Annotated in this window: 7 protein-coding genes; 2 read left to right on the top strand and 5 right to left on the bottom strand. The window is 72.3% G+C overall.

Annotation, left to right across the window (positions count from 1 at the left end; translation table 11 throughout):
- Positions 1-709: hydantoinase/carbamoylase family amidase (locus G5C62_RS24595; protein ID WP_164703077.1), on the top strand; the 709-nt coding region annotated here is incomplete at its 5' end.
- Between the two features lie 44 nt (positions 710-753).
- Here G5C62_RS24595 and G5C62_RS24590 read toward each other — a convergent pair.
- The 5 genes from G5C62_RS24590 to G5C62_RS24570 form a co-directional block, all read right to left on the bottom strand.
- A complete protein-coding gene (locus tag G5C62_RS24590) occupies positions 754-1986 on the bottom strand; it encodes an amidohydrolase family protein (protein ID WP_164703076.1) in 1233 nt (410 codons plus the stop codon).
- A 14-nt stretch (positions 1987-2000) separates the two neighbouring features.
- Positions 2001-2972 (bottom strand): threonine/serine dehydratase, encoded by a 972-nt coding sequence (locus tag G5C62_RS24585; RefSeq protein ID WP_206330844.1) that lies wholly within the window; start codon positions 2970-2972, stop codon positions 2001-2003.
- The gene (locus G5C62_RS24580; protein ID WP_036337104.1) at positions 2969-3814 is read right to left on the bottom strand and encodes an ABC transporter permease; all 846 of its coding nucleotides are present in this window, start codon (positions 3812-3814) and stop codon (positions 2969-2971) included. Before G5C62_RS24580 ends, G5C62_RS24585 begins: the two co-directional genes overlap by 4 nt.
- A 44-nt stretch (positions 3815-3858) precedes the next feature.
- Positions 3859-4785, bottom strand: coding sequence for an ABC transporter permease (locus G5C62_RS24575; protein ID WP_036337105.1), 927 nt, complete (start codon positions 4783-4785; stop codon positions 3859-3861).
- Between the two features lie 94 nt (positions 4786-4879).
- A complete protein-coding gene (locus G5C62_RS24570) occupies positions 4880-6472 on the bottom strand; it encodes an ABC transporter substrate-binding protein (RefSeq protein WP_241176115.1) in 1593 nt (530 codons plus the stop codon).
- Between G5C62_RS24570 and G5C62_RS28365 the strand changes: the two genes are divergently transcribed.
- Positions 6465-6638 (top strand): ATP-binding cassette domain-containing protein (locus G5C62_RS28365; RefSeq protein ID WP_277424823.1); only part of this gene is annotated, 174 nt, incomplete at its 3' end. The two genes, G5C62_RS24570 and G5C62_RS28365, sit on opposite strands and share 8 nt — an antisense overlap.

Genomic DNA, 6638 nt, shown 5'->3' with positions numbered 1-6638 from the left:
GGTGGCGAGCGCGGAGCGGCACGACCTCCGTGCCTTCCTGGAGCTGCACATCGAGCAGGGCCGGGTGCTGGCCGACGAGGGCGTCGACGTGGGCCTGGTGGAGGTCATCCCGGGCATCGCCTGGGAGACGGTCACCGTGCGCGGCCGGCAGGACCACGCCGGCGCCACCCCGATGGACCTGCGCCGGGACGCCCTCCAGGCGGCGGCGCAGATGGCGCGGGAGATCACCACCGCGGTCGAGCAGGAGGGCCGGCCGGCCGTGGTCACCACCGGGCGCTGGACCGTCGAGCCGGGTCAGCCGAGCATCGTGCCCGGGCTGGCGCGGTTCTCCGTCGACCTCCGCCACCCCGACCTCGGGGTACGGGACCGGCTGCTGGACACGGTGCACCGGATCTGCGAGACGGTGGCCGAGCGGCACGGGGTCGAGGTGGAGGTCGTCCGGGACAAGGACGAGGAGCCGGCGACCATGGACGCCGATCTGCTGGACGTGCTCCGCGGCTCCGCCGAGGAGTGCGGCGCCAGCTGGCGGCGGATGCCCAGCGGAGCCGGGCACGACAGCCAGCTGATGGCCTCCCGGGTGCCGACGGCGATGGTCTTCGTCCCCAGCGTCGAGGGGCGCTCGCACACCCCGGCGGAGTACACCTCACCGGCGGACTGCGTCCGCGGCGCCTCCGTCCTGGCCACCGCCCTCCACCGACTCGCCTGGTGACCGCCCCGAGGCGACAGAAATGGCCATTTCTGTCGCCTCGGGGTTCAGGCGGTGGGGACGGCGGGGCCGGTGTCGGGGAGCTCGTCGCGGTGGACGACGCCGTCCTTGACCACCAGGACGACGCGGCCGGTCGCGGTGATGTCGGCGACCGGGTCGCCGTCGACCACGACCAGGTCGGCGAGCTTGCCGACCTCCAGGGTGCCGAGCTCGTGCGCCAGCCCGAGGTTCTCCGCGGCCCCGCGGGTGGCGGCGATCAGCGTCTGCATCGGCGTCAGGCCGTGCTGCACCATCAACGCCAGCTCGCGGGACAGGTCGCCGTGCGGGTTGAACGGCGTGCCGGCGTCCGTGCCCGCGGCGATCTTCATCCCCGAGGCGACCGCGGCCGCGAAGCTCTCCCGCTGCTTGGCCGCCTCGCGCTCGGCCTTGTCCACCACCCACTCCGGGATGCCGGCGGCCATGCCGTTCCGGATGATCCCGTCGACGGCGAGGATCGTCGGCACCAGGAACGTGCCCTGGGCGACGGCGATGTCCAGCAGCTCGTCGTCGAGGTAGAAGCCGTGCTCGATGGAGTCGATGCCGGAGATCAGCGCGTTGTGGATGCCGGACCGGCCGATGGCGTGCGTGGTCACCCGGCGGCCGGAGTTGTGCGCCTCCTGGGCGACGACCGCCAGCTCCTCGGGCAGCAGCGCGGTCTGCGTCGGTGAGACGCCGGGGGTGAGCACGCCACCCGTGGCCATCACCTTGATCACCGCAGCGCCGGCCTTGATCTCCGCGCGGGTGGCCTTGCGCACCTCGTCGGGGCCGTCGGCCTCCCGGCCGATGAAGTGCCCGTGCCCGCCGGTCATGGTGATCACGCGGCCGGCCGCCTGCACCCGCGGGCCGGGCACCAGGCCGCGGTCGATCGCCTTGGCCAGCTCCACCACCACGTCGTCGGCGGCACCGCAGTCGCGCACGGTGGTGACGCCGGACATCAGCGTCTCCACCGCGCCGGCGGCCGCCCGGAGGGTGGCCAGCGGCACCGTGTCACCGGCGGTCTGCGCCATCAGGTCCGGGGCGCCGTCGGCGGTCAGGTGCACGTGGCAGTTGATCAACCCGGGCAGCACGGTGCGGCCGCCGCCGTCGATGACGTTCTCCGGGGCGGTGCTCGGTGCGTCGGCGACCGGGCCGATCCAGACGATCCGGCGTCCCTCGACCACCAGCGCCTGCCCGGGGACGGGCGCGGAGCCGGTGCCGTCGACGACGGTGACGTTGCGGAGCAGGAAGCTGGCGGGGGTCATGCGGTGCCTTCCGGTCAGGTGGTCAGGCGGCCGAACAGAGTCAGGTCGACGTTGCCGCCGCTGGCGATCGAGACGACCCGGGTGCCCGGGGGCAGGTCGAGGACGCCGGTCATCAGCGCCGCCAGCGGGGCGGCGGCCGAGGGCTCCAGCAGCAGCTTGGTGCGGGAGACCGCCAGCGGCAGCGCCCGCAGGATGTCCTCGTCGCTGACCGTCACCACCTGCTCGACGAAGGCCTGCACGTGGTCGACGGTGACCTGCCCGCTCATCGGCGCGGCCAGACCGTCGGCGACGCTGCGGGCGGCGGGGTGCCGCACCGGCCCGCCGGCGGCCAGGCTGCGGGTCATCACGTCGGCGGTCTCCGGCTCCACGCCGATGACCCGGACCCCCGGCGCCAGCCGGGCCAGCGCCGCGGCGACCCCGGAGATCAACCCGCCCCCGCCGACCGGCACCAGCACCACCTCGACGTCGGGCACGTCCTCGGCGATCTCCAGGCCGACGGTGCCAGTGCCGGCGACGACCGCGGGGTCGTCGAACGGGTGCACCGGCACCCGGCCGGTCTCGACGACGGTGGCGGCGTAGGTCTCCAGCAGGTCGCCGTCGGTGAGGACGACGTCGGCCCCGTACCCGCGGCAGGCGGCGATCTTCGCCGGCACCGCGGTGGCCGGCATGACCACCGTGCCGGGCACCCCGACGCTGGCGGCCGCGTAGGCGACCGCGGCCCCGGCGTTGCCGGCGGACAGCGTGATCACCCCGCGGGCGCGCTCGTCCGGAGCCAGGGACAGCACCTTGTTCAGCGCCCCGCGGGCCTTGAAGCTGCCGGTCCGCTGGAACACCTCGGCCTTGAGGTCCAGCCGCACCCCCCACAGCTCGCCGAGGCTGGTGGAGCGGAGCACCGGGGTGCGGTGCACCCGGTCGGTGAGCCGGGCCGCCGCCGCCCGGACGTCGTCCAGGGTGACCAGCGGAGCCGCGCGCAGGTCGGCGGTCACCCGGCCGGCCCGTCGACGGTCCGCATCCGCGGGTCCAGGGCGTCGCGCAGGCCGTCGCCGAGCAGGTTGAAGGCTAGGATGGCCAGGAAGATCGCGATCCCGGGGAACGTGGTGAGGTGCGGCGCGCTGAAGATGAACTGCCGCCCCTCCCCCAGCATCGTGCCCCACTCGGCGGTGGGTGACTGCACGCCCAGCCCGAGGAAGCCCAGGCCGGCGGCGAGCAGGATGCTCACCCCGATGCTGAGCGTGCCGTGCACCAGCACCGGGGTCAGCGAGTTGCGGAACACGTGCCGGGTGATGATCCGCAGGTTGCTGGCGCCCAGCGCCCGCGCCGCCTCGACGTAGGGCTCCTCGCGCAGGCTGAGCACCGAGGAGCGCACCAGCCGGATGATCACCGGGATCACGCTGATCCCGACCGCGATGATCACGTTCTGCAGGCTGACGCCCAGGACGGCGACCAGCGTGAGGGCCAGCAGGATGGAGGTGAAGGCGAACATCATGTCGGCGAACCGGGAGATCGCCAGGTCCGCCCAGCCGCCGTAGTAGCCGGCGATCATCCCCAGCGGGACGCCGATCACCAGGCCGATCGAGACGGCCAGGACGCCGATCAGCAGTGAGATGCGGGCGCCGTACATCAGCCGGGTGGCGATGTCCCGGCCCAGCTGGTCGGTGCCCAGCCAGTGCTCGGCCGACGGCCCCTGGATGGCGACCGACAAGTTCTGCGCGTTCGGGTCGAACGGCGAGATCAGCGGGGCGAAGATCGCCAGCACGACGAACGTGACGATGATCCCCAGCCCGATCATCGCCGGGGTGTGGTGCCGGAACCGGCTCCATGCCCTCATGGTGTGGCCCTCATGGTGTGGCCCTCATCGGATCCCCTCCATCATCAGTACCGGATCCGCGGGTCGACGACGACATAGAGGACGTCGACGATCACGTTGAGCAGGATGAACGCCGCGGCGTAGACCAGGACGATCCCCTGGACGACGGCGAAGTCGCGGGCACCGATCGAGTCGACGAGCAGCCGCCCGATGCCGGGCCAGCCGAACACCGTCTCGGTCAGCACCGCGCCGCCGAGCAGGGCGCCGAACTGCAGGCTGATGACCGTCAGGATCGGGATGAACGCGTTGCGCAGCCCGTGCCGGATGATCACCGTGGTCGGCGGGGCGCCCTTGGCCTCGGCGGTGCGGACGTAGTCCTGACCGAGCACCTCGAGCATGCTGGCCCGGGTCATCCGGGAGATCAGCGCCGTGGAGAAGGCCGCCAGCGTCACCGCCGGCAGCACGATGCTCAGCGGCTCCCCGCTGCCCGCCGCCGGCAGCCAGCCGAGGGTGACCGCGAAGAGCAGGATGAGCAGCAGGCCCAGCCAGTAGACCGGCATGGACACGCCCATCATCGCCACGCTGGAGATCACGTGGTCGACGATCGAGTTGCGGCGGACGGCGGCGACCACCCCGGCGGTGACCCCGGCGATGGTGCCGATGATCGTCGCCACGACCGCGAGGATCAGAGTCGCCGGGAGCCGGACCGCGATCTCGCTGGACACCGGCGCAGAGGTGCGCGCCGAGGTGCCCAGGTCACCGGTCAGCACGCCGGTGATGAACGACCAGTACTGGGTCAGCAGCGACTGGTCGAGCCCGAGCTCCGCCCGGAGCCGGGCGACCTGGTCCTCGCTGGCGTTCAGCCCGGCCAGCACCCGCGCGGGGTCGCCGGGCAGCACGCGCAGCATCAGGAAGATCAGGATCGACACCCCGAAGAGGGTGATCAACGACAGCAGCAGGGTGCGCACGATGTGCGCCGCGGTGCCCTTCATCCCCGTCCTCTCCCGTACCCGGACCGGCGGCTCGCGTGCACCGCCGGGCGATGGCCGCCCCTGCCCGCAGGCAGGGGCGGCCGTCCGATGGTGGTCAGTTCGCCGGCCGGGCGTACATGGCGTCGAACTTCTCGACCGGGGTGGCGCTCACACCGGTGACGTCCGCGTCGTAGACGATCGGGAACGACTGGGTCCACAGGAAGATCCACGGGGCGTCGTCCCAGATGATCTGCGAGGCGTCGCAGTACAGCTGCTCACGGGTGTCCCGGTCGGTCTCCACGTCCGCCTGGGCGAGCAGCGCCTCGACCTCGGGGTTGGTGTAGAACGACGTCCCCAGACCGGCCGGCGGGTGGGTCGCCTGGCGGAACATCTGCATCTGGAAGTCGGCGTCCAGGTAGGCCGGGGCCCAGCCGAGCAGGTGCGCCTCCGGCGTGTTCTCCGTGACCGGTGCGTTCACCCGGGCGAGGAACGACGGGAAGTCGCTGGTGGAGACGCTGACGTCCAGGCCGGCCTCGCGCAGGTAGCCGGCGATGGCCTCGGCCGCCTGGGCGTCCTGCACGTACCGGCCGCTGGGGGTGAGCAGCTCGATGCTCGCCCCGACCGCACCGGCCTCCTCCAGCAGCTGCCGGGCCCGCTCCGGGTCGTACTCGTAGGAGCCGGTCTCGCAGTAGCCGAACAGGCTGGGGGCCATCGGCGCATCGAGCACCTCGGCCGCACCGAAGAGGACGTTGTCGATGATCGCCTGCTTGTCGACCGCGTAGTTCAGCGCCTGGCGCACCCGGGGGTCCTGCATCACCGGGTCGGTGTTGTCCAGCGCGATGAAGATCGTGCGGTCGCTCTCGGCGAGCAGCACCTCGACGTCCTCGTTGGCCTGCAGCGCCTCGATGTCCGAGACCGGCGGCAGGATGATCATGTCGACCTGGCCGGCGAGCAGCAGGCTCTCCCGGGTCGCCGCCTCGGGGACCACCCGGAAGACGACGGTCTCGTAGTAGGGCTCCTCGCCCCAGTAGTCGTCGTACTTGGTGACGGTGAGGCTCTCCCCGGCGGTGTACTCGCCGAACTCGTACGGACCGGTGCCGACCGGCCGGGTGTACTCCTGATAGCTGTTGCCCTCCGCGTCGACCGAGGTCGGGGAGATGATCCCGGCGACCGTCGCCGACAGCGCGCTGACGAAGCCGGGCGAGGGCTGGCTGAGGCTGACCTCGACGGTGTTCTCGTCGACCGCGGTGGCCGACTCGAACGCCGTGAACGCCGCGCCCTGCGGCACGGTCAGCTCCGGGTCGGTGATCCGCTCCAGGTTGTAGACGACGGCCTCGGCGTCGAACGGCGTCCCGTCCTGGAACGTGACGCCCTCGCGCAGCTCGAAGGTGAGCGTCAGGCCGTCCTCGGAGACCTCGTAGGACTCGGCGAGGACCCCGGCGATCTCCCCCTCGTCGTCGATCTCCACCAGCGTCTCGACCACGTAGTCGACCATGTTGGACACGGTCGTCGTGGTCTGCCCGGCCGGGTCGAACGTGTCCGGGTCGATGCCCACGGCGATGGAGAAGGTGGCGTCCCCACCCTCCCCGTCGGCCGCGGGCGCTTCCGGGTCGCTGACGCTGCAGGCGCTGAGCAGCAGGCCCAGCGCCGCGGCGGCGGCCAGGGACCTGATCCGGGAGGGGCTGCGTCGTGCTCGGGTCGTGTTCATCGGCTTCCGCTCTGACGAGGTGACACGCAACGGGTCGGACGGCGAGACCCTCGGCGTCGTCGGCGAGTCCGGCTCCGGCAAGAGCGTCACCGCGATGTCGATCCTCGGCCTGATCCAGAGCCCTCCGGGGCGGATCACCGGCGGCGAGATCCTCTTCGAGGGTCGC

The sequence above is a fragment of the Modestobacter sp. KNN46-3 genome (genome assembly GCF_011039295.1).
This window is presented reverse-complemented; position numbering and strand designations above follow the sequence as displayed.

What these genes read in the sequence shown, in the direction of transcription:
- G5C62_RS24590 (WP_164703076.1), bottom strand. Translation starts at nt 1,986, where the DNA reads ATGACCCCCGCCAGCTTCCTGCTCCGCAACGTCACCGTCGTCGACGGC.
- G5C62_RS24580 (WP_036337104.1), bottom strand. Translation starts at nt 3,814, where the DNA reads ATGAGGGCATGGAGCCGGTTCCGGCACCACACCCCGGCGATGATCGGG.
- G5C62_RS24575 (WP_036337105.1), bottom strand. Translation starts at nt 4,785, where the DNA reads ATGAAGGGCACCGCGGCGCACATCGTGCGCACCCTGCTGCTGTCGTTG.
- G5C62_RS24570 (WP_241176115.1), bottom strand. Translation starts at nt 6,472, where the DNA reads ATGAACACGACCCGAGCACGACGCAGCCCCTCCCGGATCAGGTCCCTG.